This is a genomic window from Cecembia rubra (genome assembly GCF_003014575.1).
GTDB lineage: Bacteria > Bacteroidota > Bacteroidia > Cytophagales > Cyclobacteriaceae > Cecembia_A > Cecembia_A rubra.
In genome coordinates this window covers 320853-339886 of sequence record NZ_PYGF01000002.1, presented here as the reverse complement: position 1 = coordinate 339886, position 19034 = coordinate 320853, and the positions used below count along the sequence as shown (strand labels likewise).

The following is a 19034-nucleotide window of genomic DNA, read 5'->3' as shown; positions in this document are numbered from 1 at the left end:
TTCTCTCCACTCAATAACCTCCCCACTTGATATAGGTATCCAGATCCTTATCCCCCCTGCCTGATAGGTTGATTACAATAATGTCATCCTTTTTGTACTCAATCATATTCAGTGCATGAAGTGCATGTGCTGTTTCTATTGCAGGAATAATACCTTCCAACCTGCTAAGTTCAATACCTGCCTTCATTGCATCTTCATCTTCCACTGCTACAAATTCAGCTCTTCCTATATCAAATAAATGCGCATGGACTGGTCCGATCCCCGGATAATCCAATCCTGCGGAAATAGAGTGAGGCTCCACTACTTGCCCATCCTCTGTCTGCATAAGCAATGTTTTGCTTCCATGTAAAATCCCCGGTGTTCCCAAAGCGGTTGTGGCCGCAGATTTTCCCGAATTGACTCCCAATCCTGCTGCCTCTGCCGCTACCAACCGTACTTGTGAGGTATTGTAGTAATGATAAAACGCTCCTGCTGCATTACTGCCTCCTCCTACACATGCAATGACCAAATCTGGATTTTCTGTACCCTCCTTTTCCTTTAATTGCCATTTGATTTCCTCCGAAATTACAGATTGGAATCTGGCAACCATTTCAGGGTAAGGATGGGGGCCTACAACCGAGCCAATGATGTAATGTGTATCTACAGGATTATTGATCCATTGACGCATAGCCTCATTAGTGGCATCTTTTAAGGTCTGCGAACCAGATGTAGCTGCCACAACTTTAGCTCCCAAAATCTTCATCCTTTCTACATTGGGTCTTTGTCTTTGAATATCCAATGCCCCCATATAAACCGTACATTCCATTCCCATCAGGGCACAGACCGTAGCTGTGGCCACACCATGTTGACCGGCCCCGGTTTCAGCTATAATTCTTTTCTTTCCTAATTTCTTGGCCAATATGATCTGACCTACAGTATTATTGACCTTGTGTGCCCCTGTATGACAAAGGTCTTCCCTTTTTAGGTAGATTTTAGCCCCGTGTTTTTCAGAAAGCCTAGAGGCAAAATATAATGGCGTTGGCCTCCCCACATAATCCTTCAACAAGGCTCTAAATTCTTTTTGAAAGTCCTCTGTAGCTATGATTTTTTCATAATTCTCACGCAACTCCTCTATATTGGGGTGAAGCATTTCGGGTATATAGGCCCCTCCAAATTTTCCATAAAAGCCTTTTTCGTCAACTCTGATCATAATATTCCTATGCTTGTGCTGCTTACTTCCTAGTCAGCCTTATTATTCTATTTTTTTTAATTGCGCTTTAAATTTCTTCACTTTGGAGATATTCTTAATTCCGGGTTCAACCTCGAACCTTGAATTGATATCCACTCCAGCTAATTGGGGAATCAGTTTTTTTAACTCCAAAATCTCATTCACCTGATCAGCATCTATTCCTCCACTCAATATTATGGGTTTCTCAAAAGGGTAATCTTTCAAAATCTCCCAATCAAATGTCTGCCCGCTTCCACCTTGATTCTGAGTATAGGTATCAAAGAGGAAATAATCCACCCAAGGAAGGTAAGCTTCCAATTCCGTCCATTTCATCCTGTCAATGACTTTGAAAACTTTGAAAATCTCCAAACCTGAACTTTCTTTTATTGCTTTCACTTCCGCAACATTTTCATCGCCATGTAATTGAATACCTGACAGCCCAAAATCATTAACTTTTTGTTGGATAGATTCCCGGGATTCATTTACAAATACACCAACTTTTCTTAGGGAAATATCCGTTATCCCAGGAAATGGTTGATCTCCAACATATCGGGGGGAAGGTGGATAAAATATCAAACCCATCCAATCCGGTTGCACTTGGTCTTCCAGTTCCCGGATATTACCGATATTTGACATGCCACAGACTTTGAGTTTCATTTTTCCTGAACCAAACCGACTTCCTTCAATATTTTTCTATAAGCGTTCATAAAATTGAGGGCAACCTGATGTGGCCTACTTGATTTCATGAAATTTTCCCCGATTAGAAACCCATCAAAACCTGCTTTTCTCAATTCATAAAGGGTTCCAGGATGGGAGATACCACTTTCTGAAATCTTTAAGAATTCAGAAGGGATTCTTTCCACTAAGCCAAATGATGTATCCAAGGAAACTTCAAAGGATTTCAGACTCCGGTTATTCACTCCTACCAAATCCAGGTGCTCATTGAGGCTTTTATCCAATTCCTTACTATCATGAACTTCCATCAATACTTCCAATCCAAGGCCATGGGCAAAGGCAGCCAATTCTTTCAATCTCTTTGGTTCCAATGCAGCAGCAATCAATAATATACAATCAGCACCAATGGATTTTGCTTCAATGATCTGGTATTCATCAACAATAAAGTCCTTTCTTAAAATCGGGCAGAAATTGAACTTTCTGGCCAAGCTAAGATCTTCATTTTTTCCTCCAAAAAACTCTTTATCAGTCAGTATAGACAAAGCTGAGGCTCCAGCCTGCATATAACCTATGGTAACTGTCTCCACAGACGCATTTGTGTTGATATCCCCTTTGGATGGTGATTTTCTCTTGAACTCAGCTATGATTCCAGTTTTATCCGGTCTTTTGATGTATTTTTTCATTGAAACCACCTGGGAATCAAAGTAGATACTTTTTTCCAATAACTTGGTAGGAACAAGACTGCTTTTCTCAGCAACTTCTGTCTTTTTATATGCAATGATTTTTTCTAAAATATTCATCAGATTTTTATTGAGCAAATGAAATACTGGTTTTAGGATTGACTAAGGCATTGAATACCCTCAAAGCCTGGCCCGAAAACAAAGATTCCTGGGCCTTTGCTACAGCTTCCTCATTGCTGAGTCCAGGTTTTGCTGTCAGCAAAGCTGCGGCGGCATTAGCAACCACAACTGCACTTTGTTCAGGGGTACCCTTCCCCTTTAATATATTATCAAATATTCTGGCAGATTCTTCTACTGTTTCACCTCCATTGATAGAGGAAGAAACAATAGTTGGTAGTCCAAAACTCTCGGGACTAAGCAATTTTTCCCCTTCATTGGAAATCATTTTGAAATCTCCTGTCAGTGAAATCTCATCATATCCGTCCAAAGCATGGAGTATACTGAACCTCCCCTCATACTCCTGATACAAATAGGCATATAATCGGGCCAATTCAAGACTGAATACCCCTACCAATTGGATTTTCGGAAAACTTGGATTGACCATGGGCCCAAGCATATTGAAGAAAGTTTTTACTCCTAATTCCTTTCTTATCGGAGCAACATTTTTCATAGCCGGATGAAATAATGGGGCGTGAAGAAAACAAATCCCTGCATCATCAAGGCTCTTTTTGAGTTTATCTTTGTCATTGGTAAACTCATATCCAAAATGTGCGAGTAAATTTGATGAACCACAAATAGAGGATACGCCGGTATTACCATGTTTGGCAACGTTCTGACCTGCTCCAGCTACTATAAAGGAAGCCAATGTAGATATATTGAAAGTATCTTTTCCATCACCACCTGTCCCACATAAGTCCATGGCATTATATTCATCTATTTCTACGGGAACACACAGTTCCAACATCGCTTCCCTAAAACCACCCAGTTCCTCCACGGTAATGCTTCTCATCAAGTAAACAGTCAGAAATGCTGCTATTTGACTCTGGTTGTAACTACCCGTTGCTATATTTTTCAACACCTCTCGGGCTTGTTCCTTTGAAAGCGTACGGTGTTCAATCAAATGATTCAATATCTCTTTCATAATTTTCCTTTTATCAATTCCTTCATTTCTGAACTTTTATTGAAGTTGTCAAAGATTCATTTACACTTCCTTTTTCTCCCGACTCCAACCAATTTTTCATCATCTGGCTGCCATATTCTGTCAGAATTGATTCTGGATGAAACTGCAATCCCCTAATGGAAAGAGTTTTATGTCTCACTCCCATGATTTGCTCATCTGGAGTTCTGGCGATTACTTCCAATTCATTTGGCAATGTAACAGGATTAATTACCCAAGAATGATACCTCCCTATTTTAAAAACTTCGGGCAAGCCTTCAAAAAGCAAATCATTTTCTACTTTGACTTCTGAAGCAACACCATGTACTACCTCTGCCAAATTGGTCAACGTCCCACCAAATGCTTCCCCAATGGCCTGATGCCCCAGACAGATACCTAAAATATCCTTTGAAACAGCATATTTTTTGATCAAATCAGGCATAATTCCTGCTTCAGACGGAATTCCAGGGCCTGGAGACAATAAAATTTTATCATACATACCGACCTTTTCCAAAGTGATTTTATCATTTCTGTAAATATCCATTTGGTTTCCATAACCAAGCTGCCTGATGATATAAACCAGGTTGTAGGTAAAGGAATCGTAATTATCAAGCACCAATATTTTCATAAACCCATTCATCAATGCAAACATTTATTTTAAATATTCTCAGCTGCGGTTAATGCTACCCTCAATGCCTCAAGCTTATTGGAAACCTCCTGTAATTCGGATTGAATGGAAGATTTTGCCACTACTCCTGCTCCTGCCTGAAACCGGAGCTCATTACCTTCTGAAACAAAAGACCGAATCAAAATGGCATGATTGAAATCCCCATTGAAACCCAAAAAGCCTATTGCGCCCCCATAAAACTTTCTGGATGTATTTTCCAGCTCATCGATCAGTTGCATTGCCTTGTATTTAGGCGCACCTGAAAGCGTTCCAGCAGGAAAAGTGTCAGCTACCAACTGCAGTGGATTGGAACTTTGCGGAAGTGTGCCAGTAACTTTTGACACCAAATGAATCACATGGGAATAGTACTGAATTTCTTTGAACACCTCCACTTCCACTTTCTCAGAAGAACGGCTCAAATCATTCCTGGCCAAATCTACCAACATCACATGCTCTGAATTTTCCTTAGGATCATCATAAAGCTTCAAGGCCAAGGATGCGTCTGCCTGATCATTTCCGGTTCTTTTGAAAGTGCCGGCGATAGGATAAATAGTGGCCTTATTATTTTTAACAACAATCTGGGCCTCTGGAGAACTGCCAAAAACTTTATAAGATCCATAGTCAAAATAAAACAAATAAGGGGAAGGATTGACAGATCGCAAAGCCCTGTACACATTGAATTCATCACCTTTGAATTTGGTACTGTATCTTCTAGATAAAACGATCTGGAATACATCCCCTCTGAAACAGTGTTCCTGCCCTTTTTTGAGAATATCCAAAAATTCCTCATCTGTGTAGTTGGAATATTCTTCATCCACCAATTTAAATGAATAATTGGGGATATTTTTGCTGTTCAAAAGCGTTTCAATCTGAGCAAGTCCCGCCGGCTTTTCAGCTCCTTCCACCTGATGTTCAAACAGGTACATTTCATTTTTGAAATGGTCCACCACAATTACATGCTGATACACCGCATAATGAAGCATTGGAATACTATCAGAATGTGTTTTTGTCAAACTGATATCCTCAAAATAAGCAACAGTATCATATTGTATATACCCGAAAAGGCCATTGCTGATAAATTTGTGGTGTCCGTTATCATCCTTGAATTTATTGGCAAAGTTTCTGAGAGAAGTAATGAGATTTTTCTCTTCCTCCACAGGATAGCGAAGGATTTGCCCATCTGGCAATTGCTCTTTGATTTGCCCCTCATTGAATGAAAAAGAAGCAAGTGGATTAAAGCAAATGTAGGAATAGCTGTTTTCCTGTCCATGGTAATCCGAGCTTTCAAGCAAAATAGGATTGGCAAAACGGTCCCGGATCTGCAAATAAATGCTTACAGGGGTTATGGTGTCTGCCAATAACTTTTTAAAAGAGGTGTTGATATGGAATTTTTTCATAATCTAAGGTCATAAAACAAAAAAGGCTTGCGGGGTAAACCAGCAAGCCTCTTAACATATTGTTAGTGTTACAAATTAGACAATGGCTATCGGTTCTCCCCGGATTGAGAAGTTAGATGCCACCACCAATATTTTGCAACCATTGTTTTCATATTGAATAGGCACAAAAATAAAAAATGAATTTTAGCATCAAAACAAAACAAGGAAATTATTGTCAAAATTTTAATAAATCATTCTCCTACTTGTGTTTTCCTCAATTTTCTTGGTTTATTTTTCCCCAATGCTATTCAAATTCAGGCAGATTGACTCCAATTTCAAGGCGTCTATTTCTTTTTCAATAAATTTCCCTTCCATGTAAATATCATTTAACTTTGGAAATAAAGCTCAAAACTCATGAAAAACCTTCCCCAATATTTCAAAAGGATTTTTGATGACTACCAAGTCCTGGTTAAAGTTAATTCAGATGATTTCACCGGTATTGAACTCATCATACATCCTGACGGAAATGTTGAAAAAACAGAAATGGAATTTGATGAGGAAATTTTTGAGGATTTGGAATTTGATGAATTTACACCTTGCAGTCCATTGGAATTCAATTTGCATTTGGCAAAAACCAAGACCAATTGATATTTTTTATCGTACTCATTAATCAAAAATAATATCCTCACCCACAGCGACATGCTCCGTAATTTCCGGCTTAGATAATTTTCCCAAATGACCAATTTATGGTTTTTTTTATTGTATATTCCTCTTACTGACAAAAATCACTTTATTTTATGAACTTTTTTGATAGCTTAAGGGCCGAAGAAATTTTATTTTAATCAATTATCCAACACTCAAAATAATCAAATGGTCATAGGTATACTTAAGGAACCTGGGGATGAATCAAGAGTGGCTTTATTGCCTGAGGCGGTGAAGACTTTGATATCCTGGAAGGTTTCGGTCTGGGTCGAAAACGATGCCGGATCCCGGGCATTTGCAGCTGATGAACTTTATAAAGCATCTGGAGCAGAAATCCACAACAGAGATGAAATACTGAGACATGCAGATTTGCTGTTAGGAATTCAACCTTTGGAGGAAGAAGAAATTTCCCTCATCAAACCGGAAGCTGTTTTGTTTGGTCAGCTCAATGCACTTTATAATCCAAAACTTACCCAATATTTGATCAACAATAACCGTACTGCTTTTAGTATGGAATTGGTTCCAAGAACCACCAGGGCACAGGCTATGGACGTACTTTCTTCCATGGCTACTGTATCAGGTTACAAAGCGGTACTCATGGCAGCGGATTTATTGCCAAGATTCTTTCCTATGTTCATGACAGCAGCGGGTAGCATTACACCTTCCAGAGTATTGATATTGGGAGCGGGTGTTGCAGGACTTCAAGCCATAGCCACAGCAAAAAGATTAGGAGCGACAGTATTTGCTTTTGATGTAAGACAAGCTGCCAAGGAGGAAGTACTTTCCTTAGGAGCAAAATTTGTAGATGTAGAAGGAGCCAAAGAAGATAAAGGAGCTGGCGGATATGCTGTGGAACAGACGGAAGAATTTCTTCAAAGGCAAAAGGACACCATCCATGAACATGCCATGAAAGCCGATGTGGTAATTACAACAGCTCAGATTCCGGGAAGAAAGGCACCGCTATTAGTAGAAGAGCGGACAGTGAGGGCCATGAAGCCCGGTTCCTTGGTCATTGATCTTGCTGCATCTTCGGGCGGCAACTGTGCCCTTTCTAAGCCTGATACAACCGTTGAAGTCAATGGTGTAAGAATAGTGGGTGTTGGAAATTTGGCCGCAAAAATGCCTCAGGATGCCAGCAAAATGTATGGTAAAAACTACCTGAATTTCCTTAAACTTATCATTAAAGACGGTAACATCAACCTGAATTTTGAAGATGATATTGTTACAGGCACCTGTGTCTGCCATAAAGGAAAACCAGTGAGTCCTCGAATCATTCAAATCCAAAACAATTGATCATGGAAGATTTATTTAACTATATAGGCAATAACATGGAAATGATTTATTTCCTCGTATTGGCAATTCTATTGGGAGTGGAGGTCATCTCAAATGTCCCCGCTATTTTGCATACCCCTCTGATGTCCGGTGCAAATGCCATCCACGGAGTAGTAGTGGTAGGAGCGATTATCGTCATGCTTCAGGCTTCGCCTGACAATTACCTAGCCTTGAGTGTGGGATTTTTAGCTGTCATAGTGGGTACCCTCAATGTAATTGGGGGATTTGTAGTGACAGACAGAATGCTGGAAATGTTTAAGAAAAAACCCAAGAAATCATGAGCTTAAGTATACTTGAAATAAGCTACCTTGTAGCCTCCCTTACGTTCATCGTGGGGTTAAAAATGCTTAGCCATCCAGACTCAGCAAGAAAGGGAAATCTGATTGCTGCAGCGGGAATGTTGATAGCTATTGTTGCTACTCTTACCCTATTCCAGGATTTTGACGAGGACAAAATGCTCAATTATTCCCTGATCTTTGGCGGCCTCATCATTGGTACCCTGATTGGAACGGTTATGGCAAAAAAAGTACAGATGACTGCCATGCCGCAGATGGTTTCTTTTTTCAACGGGATGGGTGGAGCCTGTGCGGCTTTAATTGCAATTATTGAATACCAACACCATCAACATACTACTGTGACTGGATTTGACGGGGAGCTCATGGTGATGTTATTAGGTCTCTTGATCGGGTCTGTTTCTTTTTCTGGATCAATGATTGCCTACGGCAAGCTTGAGGGCAAGATCAAAGATAAAGTGCTCCCAATGAACCAAGCCATCAATATGGTTTTGTTGGGCGCAATTGTGGTTTTGATCATCTATCAGTTATTTGGTGAAAGTACCCCCCTACAATTCTACATCCTTTTGGGTCTGGCCTTAGTTTACGGCATCCTCTTTGTGATGCCCATAGGCGGTGCTGACATGCCGGTGGTGATTTCCCTGCTCAATTCCTTTACAGGTATGGCAGCAGCTTTTGGTGGCTTCCTTTATGACAATAAGGCCATGTTGACGGGAGGAATCTTGGTAGGCTCTGCAGGAACTATACTTACCATCCTGATGTGCAATGCCATGAACCGCTCGCTAACAAATGTACTATTAGGGGCATTTGGAGGGGCAGCTGGCGGGCCTTCAAAAAGCCAAAGCGGCGATCAAACTGTCCGGGAAATCTCTCTTTCAGATACAGCAGTTTTGCTTTCTTATTCGCAGAATGTCGTTATCGTTCCCGGTTATGGCCTTGCAGTAGCCCAAGCCCAGCACACCTGCCATGAATTGGAAAAACTCCTGGAAGAAAAAGGAGTGGAAGTGAATTATGCGATCCATCCTGTAGCAGGTAGAATGCCGGGACATATGAACGTACTTCTCGCAGAGGCCGATGTCCCTTATGAAAAACTGCAAGAGATGGAAGAAATCAATCCTAAATTGGCCAATGCTGATGTAGTCGTAGTGATCGGCGCCAATGATGTGGTCAACCCTGCAGCAAAGAATGATCCCTCCTCTCCAATTTATGGCATGCCGATCTTGGAAGTTGATCAGGCCAAAAACATCATTATCCTCAAAAGAGGAATGAGTGCAGGTTATGCAGGCATTGAAAATGAACTATTCTTCTACCCTAAAACCAGGATGCTTTTTGGAGATGCCAAGGATTCCCTTCAAAAGCTAACCCAGGAAGTAAAAGAAGTTTAAATAAGAAATACCACTTTTTATAGGTGATTTTTGACAAAAATCCCTTATTTGAACATAAAAACAGAAAAAGTCCGGATCCCGGGCTTTTTCTGTTAAATTGTGGTACCAATTTTGTTTTAAATGGGACACAATGAACGGTTGATGTCATGAAATACATCCTAATATTTCTTCCTTTTTTCTTTCTAATTGCAAATATTTCCTTAGCACAAAGTTCATTTTTGGGCATCCAAAACAGCCCTAGGAAAGGAGTACTCCAATCCCTAATGAACCCAGCAGAGATCAATAACCTCAACCGGTCAGTTGACGTTTTTTTTGTGGGGGCCGAGGGATCCTTTGGGAACAATACCATCACCTTTAATGAATTTCTAAACAATCGAAACCGGGTGATAGATTTTGCCATCAATAAAGCTAAAGCTCCAATCAGTTTCCGTTCCGAAGCAGAAATCATAGGACCAACAGTAGGAATTAGGCTTAACAAATGGGCTATAGGCCTCAGTACCAAATCAGTCGTAAACGGAAATATGATAGATGTAGATGCTAAACTGGGAGAGGCTTTTAGCGACTATGAAATACAGGTCAACAACAATACTTTTTCAATTAACAGCCCCTACAATCAAAGAGTATACCTGAGCAATTGGTCTGAAATTGGTTTAATTTTAGGAAGAGAAGTTTTCTCTTATCAACATCACAGATTATCCTTAGGTGCCAATGCCAGGCTGATTTTTCCCCAAAATTATATCAACTTGGCTGTAGATAATTTGAGAGGAACTTTAGTCCAAGAAAACTTTGATTTTGCTCTGACCGATGCATCTGGAAAAGTAAACATGATTTATTCCTCCGAAATTCTTTCGAACAATAGCTTCAACCTTTCTTTTGAAGGTTTTCAATTCAATAACCCCTCTGGTCTTGGACTTGACCTAGGAGCAAATTATCAATTTTTAGACCAAGAAGGCCCTAAATTCAATGTTGGCCTTGCAGTGAGGAATTTAGGAAGCGTCAGATATCCTACAGGCCAAATTCAAAACAACAGTTACATTTTCAATATTCCCCCTGATCAATTCTTCAATTTAAACGAACTCAGAGGTTCCTTAGATGAAATAGAGAGCCACCTTATTGAGAGTGGTTATTTTCAATTGGAATCTCCTACAACCAATTTTGAGACTGGTTTACCTACCCAGTTCGTAATTTATGGTGAATGGAAAGTGAATCAAAATTTTTATTTAAGTGTGAATAGCCATCAAAGAATGAGGGATAAGCAAGACAACTCACAGATTATTTCCCAAAACCTCATTCTGATCACCCCTAGAATTGTCTTTGGGAGATTTGAACTTTACTCTCCCTGGGCTAAACTAGAACTATCTGGATTATCTGGTGGTTTAGGTTTAAGATTTGGCGGATTTTTTATAGGCAGTAACTCCATTCTTACCGGTGTATTAGCTGAGGGCAAATTAATTGACTTTCATACAGGGCTAAGCTGGTCTTTTGGAAAAAGACAATAAACCAAATCAAATTCTTATCTTTACGCAATAAACCTCAATTTTTATTGAAAATAATCATGCTTAAGGATACAAAAATTGCAATAATTGGATGTGGAAATTTGGGCACTTCTATTGTAAATGGTCTTTTGGAGCTTGAGGGGTTTCAACCTCAACACCTTCATGTCACTAAAAGAAACCCCTCCAGTCTCTTTTACCTTCAGGACAAAGGGATTAGAGTACATTCAGACAACCTTATTGCAGCTAAGGAAGCTGATCTGGTTATATTGGGTGTAAAACCTTTCAACGTCAATGCTATCCTAAGAGAAATCAAGCCGGTATTAGATCCAGAGAAGCAAGTGGTGGTATCTTTGGCCACCGGCGTCACTTTGGATGAGATGTTTGAAGTTTTGGATCCAAAAACAACCGCTTTCCGGGCCATGCCCAATATTGCAGCAGAAATTGGTGAATCTGTCACCTGCATTACTGCACGGAATAACAAGGAAGAGGCTGAAGTCAAAGTGAAAGCTCTTTTTGAAAGCATAGGTTTTTCTATCACAATTGATGAAAATTTAATGGAAGCAGCTACCGTTCTGGGAGCCTGTGGAATTGCTTATGTACTGAGGTTCATAAGAGCCATGATTCAGGGAGGAATCCAGATTGGCTTTGATGCAAAAACAGCCAGTACAATTGTAAATCAGACAGTTAAAGGTGCTGCAGAATTGATGATCCAAAAGAACATGCATCCTGAGGAGGCTATTGATAAAGTAACAACTCCCAAAGGCTGCACAATTGTCGGACTTAATGAAATGGAGCATCAGGGATTTTCAGCAGCTATGGTTAGAGGAGTATTAGCTTCCTATGAAAAAATTGAAAAAACCTAAGGCCTTTTCGTAAGAGAATCCTGCTGAATTTCTGCCAATTAGATTTCCAAAATTGCGGAGGAAAAATAAATTAGGACCAAATTTTATTTTTCCAACCCATTTCCCTAAATTTGCGGTCTTGAATTAGCAGGAGGAGTCGTGAAATTCTTGAGAAACTACAATATAGACATCATCAAACTGAAGGACGGGAGACACGCTTTTCATTTTGAGGTCGGTGATGATTTCTTTAAGTTTTACGAAGCGGAAGATTGGGTCAACGGATCCAAAATATCTGTAAATGTTTCACTTAACAAAACAGCATCTGTCATTGAAGCTGATTATGTGTTTGCTGGCACAGTGAGGTTAACCTGCGACAGGAGTTTGGAAGAGTTCGATCATCCATTGGGTTTTACTGAAAAAGTAATTTACAAGTACGGGCCTATTGAACAGGAAATCAGTGAGGATGTGTTTATGATTACTAGAGACACTCCTAGTATCAATATCGCCCAACTGGTCTATGAATTTATTTTATTGGCCATTCCTGCAAAAAAAATCCATCCTGATTATGAAGAGGAAATGGACGATGAGGCCTTCGACGAAGAAGGTTCAATTGTTTACCTGTCGGAGGATTTAGAAAGTGAAGAAATTGAAGAACTGGAAGAAGAGGAAGAAAATACCGATAAGCCAGTTGACCCCAGATGGGAAATATTGAATAAACTAAAGAAATAAGATTAATCTAAAATAGTTAAGAGATGGCACATCCTAAACGCAAAATTTCGAAAACCAGAAGAGACAAAAGAAGAACTCACTATAAGTTGACTGCACCAGGTCTTGCTCAATGCCCTACAACAGGTGAATTTCACCTGCCGCACAGAGCATTTTGGCTTGATGGTAAACTGTACTACAAAGGACAGGTTATCATGGAAAAAGAAGTAGTAGCTTAATTGATTCAAAAGGCCTTTTGATAAAAACCTTCCGAGTATTACCGGAAGGTTTTTTGTTTTTTACTTCGTCAATAATTGCATTTACCTTCACCTAATAACCAAAAATCTTTGGTGAAAAAGCGCTTTTTAGATAATTTTGAGGCCTTGCTTTTAAATAATAAAAAAGCCACCTAGCAAAATAAGCATAAGCAACTGTAAGCCAAATCCTTACCTATTCGGTTTGAGAAAATAGGCCGAAAATAAATTCTGAATGAAAAAAAATAGAGCAGTAATTACCGGTGTTCACGGATGGGTTCCAGAATACATCCTAACCAACAAGGAACTTGAAACGATGGTAGACACTAACGATGAGTGGATAGTTACCAGAACCGGCATCAAAGAACGAAGAATTTTAAAAGGTGAAAACCAAGGTACCTCAGTCATCGGCATCAATGCAGTCAAAGGTCTTCTAAAAAAAACCAACACCAATCCCGAAGATATTGATCTTATTATCTGTGCAACTGTAACTCCAGATATGCCTTTTCCAGCTACTGCAAATATTATTGCAGAGGGTGTTGGAGCTAAAAACAGTTATAGTTTTGATATATCTGCAGCCTGTTCCGGATTCCTTTATGCATTAACCATGGGAAGCCAGTTTATTGAAACAGGAATGCATAAAAAAGTAATAATTGTAGGAGCAGATAAAATGTCTTCAATTATTGATTACCAAGATAGGGCCACCTGTATCATCTTTGGTGATGGCGGTGGAGCTGTCTTATTAGAACCTACTGAAGAAGAAGTAGGTATCATGGACTCTTTATTACATGCCGATGGGTCTGGTGCTCCTTACCTACACATGAAGGCGGGTGGAAGCCGGAAGCCTGCAACCATTGAAACGGTTAATGCTAGGGAGCATTTTGCCTATCAGGAAGGTTCAACTGTCTTCAAATTTGCGGTTACCAATATGGCCGAAGTAAGTGCACAGATCATGGAAAGGAACAACCTCCAAGCCAAAGATGTGGCTTGGTTGGTTCCACATCAGGCCAACAAGCGTATTATTGATGCCACGGCCAACCGAATGGGTATTGGACCTGAAAAAGTAATGCTCAATATTGAACATTATGGGAACACTACAGCGGGTACGCTCCCCTTATGCCTTTGGGATTATGAATCTCAGCTCAAAAAAGGTGACAATATAATATTAGCCGCTTTTGGGGGTGGATTTACCTGGGGCGCAATCTATCTCAAATGGGGATTTGACCCAAAACAATAAGAAAACTATAATTCAGATCATATATGGCAACAACTGCAGATTTCAAAAATGGATTGTGTCTTGAAATGAACAATGACATTTACTCCATAGTAGAATTCCAGCACGTAAAACCAGGAAAAGGTGCTGCATTTGTAAGAACCAAACTAAAAAGCCTGACTTCAGGTAAAGTTTTGGACAAAACTTTCAGCGCCGGTGAAAAGGTCACTACTGCCAGGGTAGAAAAAAGACCACATCAGTTCCTTTATGCAGATGATATGGGCTACCATTTCATGGACACAGAATCTTTTGAACAGATCCCAATACAAGAGAAACTCATCGAAAGGTCCAACCTAATGAAAGAAGGCCAAATGGTTGACATTTTAGTGCATGCTGAAACAGAAACCCCTCTCTCTGTGGAGCTTCCTCCTTTTGTAGAATTGATGATTACTTATACAGAACCCGGCATTAAAGGTGATACAGCAACCAATGCACTTAAGCCTGCAACTGTTGAAACCGGTGCTACTGTAATGGTACCTTTATTTGTGGATCAGGATACCATGATCAAGGTAGATACCCGAGATGGTTCTTACTCTGAAAGAGTAAAATAATTTTCTAAAGCTATGTGATTTACCTAAATTACATAGCTTTATTGCTTATTTCCCAGACAAACCCAAATATCCAGTTGGATATTGTTAAACTAAAAACTCATGAAAGCAAAAGAAATTCAAGACCTTATAGATTTTATTTCCAACTCCGGTCTTGCGGAGGTAAAGATCGAAACAGAAGAATTTAAACTTTCCATTAAAAAATATTCTGAGGCTCCAGCAGTAAAAGTAGAGACAGTAGCAGTACCTGCCACAGCTCCAGTGGCTGCAGCGCCATCTCCTGTAGTAGCAGCGGCTCCAGCACCATCTTCAGCTCCTGCAAAAGAAGATACATCCAAATATCTGGAAATCAAATCCCCGATGATTGGTACTTTTTACAGAACACCTAATCCTGACTCAGATCCATTTGTAAGTGTAGGAGACACCGTTACTGCCGGACAGACAGTTTGCATCATTGAGGCAATGAAACTTTTCAATGAGATTGAATCCGAAGTATCTGGCAAAATTGTTAAAATTCTAGTTGACAATGCGTCTCCTGTTGAATATGACCAACCCTTATTCCTAGTTGATCCAGCTGGATAATTTTTGTTTCACCAACCAAAAGAACTGTGTTTAAAAAAATACTAATTGCCAACAGGGGAGAAATTGCCCTACGTGTGATCCGAACCTGTAAAGAGATGGGGATCAAAACCGTAGCAGTCTATTCAACAGCGGATAAAGATAGCTTACATGTCCGCTTTGCTGATGAAGCAGTTTGCATAGGTGCCGCGCCAAGCCGCGAATCCTATTTGAATATTCCCAGGATCATAGCAGCAGCAGAAATCACCAATGCAGATGCCATACACCCAGGTTATGGATTTTTGTCAGAAAATGCGGAGTTTTCGAGAATCTGTGAAGAATATGGCATCAAATTCATAGGAGCAAGCCCAGAAATGATCAATAAAATGGGGGATAAAGCCACTGCCAAAGCTACCATGAAGGAAGCAGGTGTGCCTACCATTCCAGGATCAGAGGGATTATTGGCCAGTATGGAAGAGGGGATTAAATTAGCCAATCAAATGGGCTATCCCGTTATCTTGAAAGCCACTGCGGGTGGTGGTGGACGCGGTATGAGGATTGTCAAAGAAGAAAGCGAATTCAAAAAAGCATGGAATGATGCCAGGCAAGAAGCCGGAGCAGCTTTCGGTAATGATGGTCTGTACCTTGAAAAATTCGTAGAAGAACCCCGGCATATAGAAATCCAGATTGTAGGAGACAGCACTGGTAGAGCTTGTCACCTTTCTGAAAGGGATTGTTCTATCCAAAGAAGGCATCAAAAGCTGGTAGAGGAAACTCCTTCTCCATTCATGACAGATGAGTTGAGAGAAGCTATGGGCCAAGCCGCAATAAAAGGTGCAGAAGCCATTGGGTATGAAGGTGCCGGAACTATTGAATTCTTAGTGGATAAGCACAGAAACTTCTATTTTATGGAGATGAACACTCGTATACAAGTGGAGCATCCTATCACAGAAGAAGTTACTGACTTTGACCTCATTAAAGAACAGATTAAAGTAGCAGCTGGGGAAAAAATTTCAGGAAGGAATTATTATCCAAAATTGTTTGCCATGGAATGCCGTATCAATGCAGAAGATCCAAGCAATGGTTTCCGACCTAGTCCAGGCAAAATCCTTAATCTACACATGCCGGGAGGCAGAGGCGTAAGGGTAGATTCTCACGTGTACGCTGGCTATGTCATCCCTCCAAATTATGACTCTATGATTGCCAAATTGATTGTTAGTGGTCAATCCAGAGAAGAAGTAATTGTCAGGATGAAAAGGGCATTAGAAGAATTTGTAATAGACGGTATTAAAACTACCATACCTTTCCATATTGCTTTATTGGACAATGAGGATTTCAGGGCAGGTAATTTTACCACCAAATTCCTTGATTACTTTGATTTTAGTGTGATAAAAAAATAATTAAAAAATCCGGCTTAGTCGCCGGATTTTTTTTACTATTCTTCCGCCCTTTAACCGCTATTTTTCACAATTAATCCAATAATATATTTTCTTTTTTCTATTATTTTTTTGCAAAACATTGTGACGGAATGTGTTTTTTGCGAAATTATCTTTCTCAATTAACCTTGACCGCAAACAATGAACCTTCAAGCCTTGATCTTTGCCGCCTTAATTTTATTGTTTGGATCCTGTAGCCAGGATAAGCAAATTGAACTTGTCATAGAAAAAAATGAACAGATAAGCTACAATTACCACATCAGACCAATTCTTTCCGACAATTGCTTTGCCTGTCATGGGCCTGATGCCAATAAACGTGAGGCAGGGTTAAGATTGGATATTGCGGAAAATGCTTATGCCGCATTGAAAGAGAATCCGAATAAATTTGGTATTGTACCAAATTCTCCTTCAGAATCTGAAGTTTACCACCGGATAATTTCTTCCGATCCAAACGAAATGATGCCACCACCAGAGTCCAATTTAAAACTAAGTGAATATGATATAGCACTCATCAAAAGATGGATCGAGCAGGGCGCTGTATATGAACCTCATTGGGCTTTTGTTCCACCACGAAAAGTGGATCCCCCTAAAGTAAAAAACAAAAATTGGCCTAATAATGAAATCGATCATTTCATATGGGCAAAAATGGACCAAAGAGGACTTAGCCCTAATCCAGAAGCGGAAAAATCAGCACTTTTAAAAAGAATATCATTGGATATTACGGGATTACCCCCAAGTCCGGAACTACAAAAAAGATTCGAAAATGATAAAAGTCCGGAAGCCTATGTAAAAATGATTGATTACTTATTAGATCAAAGTGCTTACGGGGAAAAAATGGCTACTTTATGGATGGATATATCAAGATATGCTGACTCTTATGGATACCAAGATGACAATATCCGAACCCAATGGCCTTATAGGGACTGGGTAATCCATGCTTTCAACAAGAACCTACCCTACGACCAATTTATCACCTGGCAATTGGCAGGTGATATGCTGCCCAATGCCAATAAAGAACAAATTCTGGCTACGGCATTCAATAGAAACCACAAATACACGGAAGAAGGCGGCGTAATTGATGAAGAATACAGGGTAGAATATATCTTGGACAAAACCAATACCTTCAGCAAAGGTATCTTAGGACTGACCATGGAATGCGCCCATTGCCATGACCATAAATATGACCCTGTTTCACAGAAAAATTACTTTGAGCTTTTTGCTTTTTTCAACAATACTCCTGAAAAAGGGTATGAAGGAGATGTCATGCAGTCTAAACCTGCCAAAACTCCTATCTTATGGATAGAACGGAATGATATCGACCAACTGCTCACTTTTATTAATCACACTGACAGCAGCAAAATCATGGTTTCTGTGATGGAAGAGTTGAAAGAACCCAGAAAGACTTACATATTAGACAGAGGACTATATGATGCCCCCACTCTTCCAGTCAATCCGAATACTCCTGAAAATGTTTTCCCATTCGGTTCTAAATTCCCCAGAAACCGTCTTGGACTAGCCCAATGGACAGTGGACAAGAACAATCCTCTGACAGCAAGGGTATTTGTAAACCTTATTTGGCAGGAAATTTTCGGGCGTGGGATAGTCAAATCTACCGGAGATTTTGGAATGCAGGGAGACCTTCCTTCCCACCCTGAATTATTGGATTGGCTTGCAGTTGACTTTATGGAGAACGGCTGGGATATCAAACGTTTGGTCAAACAAATCCTCAGCTCTTCGACCTATAGACAGTCTTCTAAAGTGGAAAACAAAAATTTGAAAGTTGACCCTGAAAACATATACCTTTCCAGGGCCCCTAGACTGAGACTTCCAGCAGAAAATATCCGCGACCTTGTTCTTTCAAGCTCAGGATTGCTGGTGCAGGAAGTAGGCGGACCAAGTGTAAAACCCTACCAACCCGAAGGCCTTTGGGAAGCTGCAACCTCCGGTCGAGGAGAATTGAAAACATACAAACAGGACAAAGGAGAAAAACTATACAGAAGAGGTCTTTACACCTTTATCAAACTTACTGTTCCACCACCAATGCCGATCATTTTTGATGGGAGCAACAGAGACCAATGCGAGGTCAACCGAGGGCGGACCAATACCCCTTTACAGGCCTTGGTTATGCTAAATGACCCATTAGTCCTAGAAGCATCAAGGTACCTGGCATCACAGCTCCTAACACAGGAACTGAAACCCAATGCTTCTATTGAAAATGCATTTATTAGAGTAATTGGAAGAAAACCCAACAATAAAGAAATTGAAATTCTTCAAAGCTACTATCTTGAGGAATTATCAAGGTTTGAAAAAAATATAGAGGCAGCAATAAGTCTTACCAAGCTAGGTGAGTCCCCCATTTCGGATGAGTTGATAAGTCCAAAGTTAGCTGCAATGACCCAAGTCGTCACTGCCATTTACAACCTTGAGGAAGCCATAACAAAAATTTAAG

20 protein-coding genes are annotated in these 19034 nt (G+C 40.1%); 14 read left to right on the top strand and 6 right to left on the bottom strand.

Annotation, left to right across the window (positions count from 1 at the left end):
* Positions 1-10 precede the first annotated feature (10 nt).
* From trpB to CLV48_RS06245, 6 genes are read right to left on the bottom strand one after another with little or no spacing between them, the layout of a single operon-like run.
* Positions 11-1189, bottom strand: coding sequence for a tryptophan synthase subunit beta (trpB, locus tag CLV48_RS06270; protein ID WP_106566405.1), 1179 nt, complete (start codon positions 1187-1189; stop codon positions 11-13).
* Positions 1190-1231: 42 nt separating this feature from the next.
* Positions 1232-1843: a phosphoribosylanthranilate isomerase gene (locus CLV48_RS06265; protein WP_245889501.1), complete on the bottom strand. Its 612-nt coding sequence runs from the start codon at positions 1841-1843 to the stop codon at positions 1232-1234.
* A 17-nt stretch (positions 1844-1860) separates the two neighbouring features.
* A complete protein-coding gene (gene trpC, locus CLV48_RS06260) occupies positions 1861-2682 on the bottom strand; it encodes an indole-3-glycerol phosphate synthase TrpC (RefSeq protein ID WP_106566403.1) in 822 nt (273 codons plus the stop codon).
* A 7-nt stretch (positions 2683-2689) separates the two neighbouring features.
* Positions 2690-3703 carry an anthranilate phosphoribosyltransferase gene (gene trpD / locus CLV48_RS06255; protein ID WP_106566402.1) on the bottom strand — a complete coding sequence of 338 codons (1014 nt, stop codon included), beginning with the start codon at positions 3701-3703 and terminating at the stop codon, positions 2690-2692.
* 22 nt (positions 3704-3725) lie between these two features.
* Entirely contained in the window at positions 3726-4346 is a 621-nt protein-coding gene (locus CLV48_RS06250; RefSeq protein ID WP_106566550.1) for an anthranilate synthase component II, read from the bottom strand.
* A gap of 29 nt (positions 4347-4375) precedes the next feature.
* Positions 4376-5782: an anthranilate synthase component I family protein gene (locus tag CLV48_RS06245; RefSeq protein ID WP_106566401.1), complete on the bottom strand. Its 1407-nt coding sequence runs from the start codon at positions 5780-5782 to the stop codon at positions 4376-4378.
* A 393-nt stretch (positions 5783-6175) separates the two neighbouring features.
* Between CLV48_RS06245 and CLV48_RS06240 the strand changes: the two genes are divergently transcribed.
* The 14 genes from CLV48_RS06240 (at position 6176) to CLV48_RS06175 (ending at position 19033) form a co-directional block, all read left to right on the top strand.
* A complete protein-coding gene (locus tag CLV48_RS06240; protein WP_106566400.1) occupies positions 6176-6409 on the top strand; it encodes a hypothetical protein in 234 nt (77 codons plus the stop codon).
* A 222-nt stretch (positions 6410-6631) separates the two neighbouring features.
* On the top strand, positions 6632-7756 hold the full coding sequence (locus CLV48_RS06235; protein ID WP_106566399.1) for an NAD(P) transhydrogenase subunit alpha: 1125 nt from the start codon (positions 6632-6634) through the stop codon (positions 7754-7756).
* 2 nt (positions 7757-7758) lie between these two features.
* Positions 7759-8076, top strand: a complete 318-nt coding sequence (locus tag CLV48_RS06230; protein ID WP_106566398.1) for an NAD(P) transhydrogenase subunit alpha part 2 — start codon at positions 7759-7761, stop codon at positions 8074-8076.
* Positions 8073-9473 carry an NAD(P)(+) transhydrogenase (Re/Si-specific) subunit beta gene (locus CLV48_RS06225; RefSeq protein WP_106566397.1) on the top strand — a complete coding sequence of 467 codons (1401 nt, stop codon included), beginning with the start codon at positions 8073-8075 and terminating at the stop codon, positions 9471-9473. The genes CLV48_RS06230 and CLV48_RS06225 overlap by 4 nt, the downstream gene beginning before the upstream one ends.
* Before the next feature lie 146 nt (positions 9474-9619).
* Entirely contained in the window at positions 9620-10972 is a 1353-nt protein-coding gene (locus tag CLV48_RS06220; protein ID WP_106566396.1) for a DUF5723 family protein, read from the top strand.
* 56 nt (positions 10973-11028) lie between these two features.
* The gene (proC, locus tag CLV48_RS06215) at positions 11029-11832 is read left to right on the top strand and encodes a pyrroline-5-carboxylate reductase (RefSeq protein WP_106566395.1); all 804 of its coding nucleotides are present in this window, start codon (positions 11029-11031) and stop codon (positions 11830-11832) included.
* A 138-nt stretch (positions 11833-11970) separates the two neighbouring features.
* A complete protein-coding gene (locus CLV48_RS06210; protein ID WP_106566394.1) occupies positions 11971-12540 on the top strand; it encodes a YceD family protein in 570 nt (189 codons plus the stop codon).
* A 23-nt stretch (positions 12541-12563) separates the two neighbouring features.
* Positions 12564-12755, top strand: coding sequence for a 50S ribosomal protein L32 (gene rpmF, locus CLV48_RS06205; protein WP_106566393.1), 192 nt, complete (start codon positions 12564-12566; stop codon positions 12753-12755).
* Positions 12756-12772: 17 nt separating this feature from the next.
* Entirely contained in the window at positions 12773-12850 is a 78-nt protein-coding gene (locus CLV48_RS20895; RefSeq protein WP_414734290.1) for a hypothetical protein, read from the top strand.
* 155 nt (positions 12851-13005) lie between these two features.
* Complete coding sequence (locus CLV48_RS06195) at positions 13006-14007, top strand: beta-ketoacyl-ACP synthase III (RefSeq protein ID WP_106566392.1); 1002 nt, start codon at positions 13006-13008, stop codon at positions 14005-14007.
* A 23-nt stretch (positions 14008-14030) separates the two neighbouring features.
* Positions 14031-14594 carry an elongation factor P gene (gene efp, locus CLV48_RS06190; protein ID WP_106566391.1) on the top strand — a complete coding sequence of 188 codons (564 nt, stop codon included), beginning with the start codon at positions 14031-14033 and terminating at the stop codon, positions 14592-14594.
* Between the two features lie 99 nt (positions 14595-14693).
* Positions 14694-15173 carry an acetyl-CoA carboxylase biotin carboxyl carrier protein gene (accB, locus tag CLV48_RS06185; RefSeq protein ID WP_106566390.1) on the top strand — a complete coding sequence of 160 codons (480 nt, stop codon included), beginning with the start codon at positions 14694-14696 and terminating at the stop codon, positions 15171-15173.
* A gap of 26 nt (positions 15174-15199) precedes the next feature.
* Positions 15200-16549 (top strand): acetyl-CoA carboxylase biotin carboxylase subunit, encoded by a 1350-nt coding sequence (gene accC / locus CLV48_RS06180; protein WP_106566389.1) that lies wholly within the window; start codon positions 15200-15202, stop codon positions 16547-16549.
* Positions 16550-16726: 177 nt separating this feature from the next.
* A complete protein-coding gene (locus tag CLV48_RS06175) occupies positions 16727-19033 on the top strand; it encodes a PSD1 and planctomycete cytochrome C domain-containing protein (protein ID WP_106566388.1) in 2307 nt (768 codons plus the stop codon).
* Position 19034: the final 1 nt, after the last annotated feature.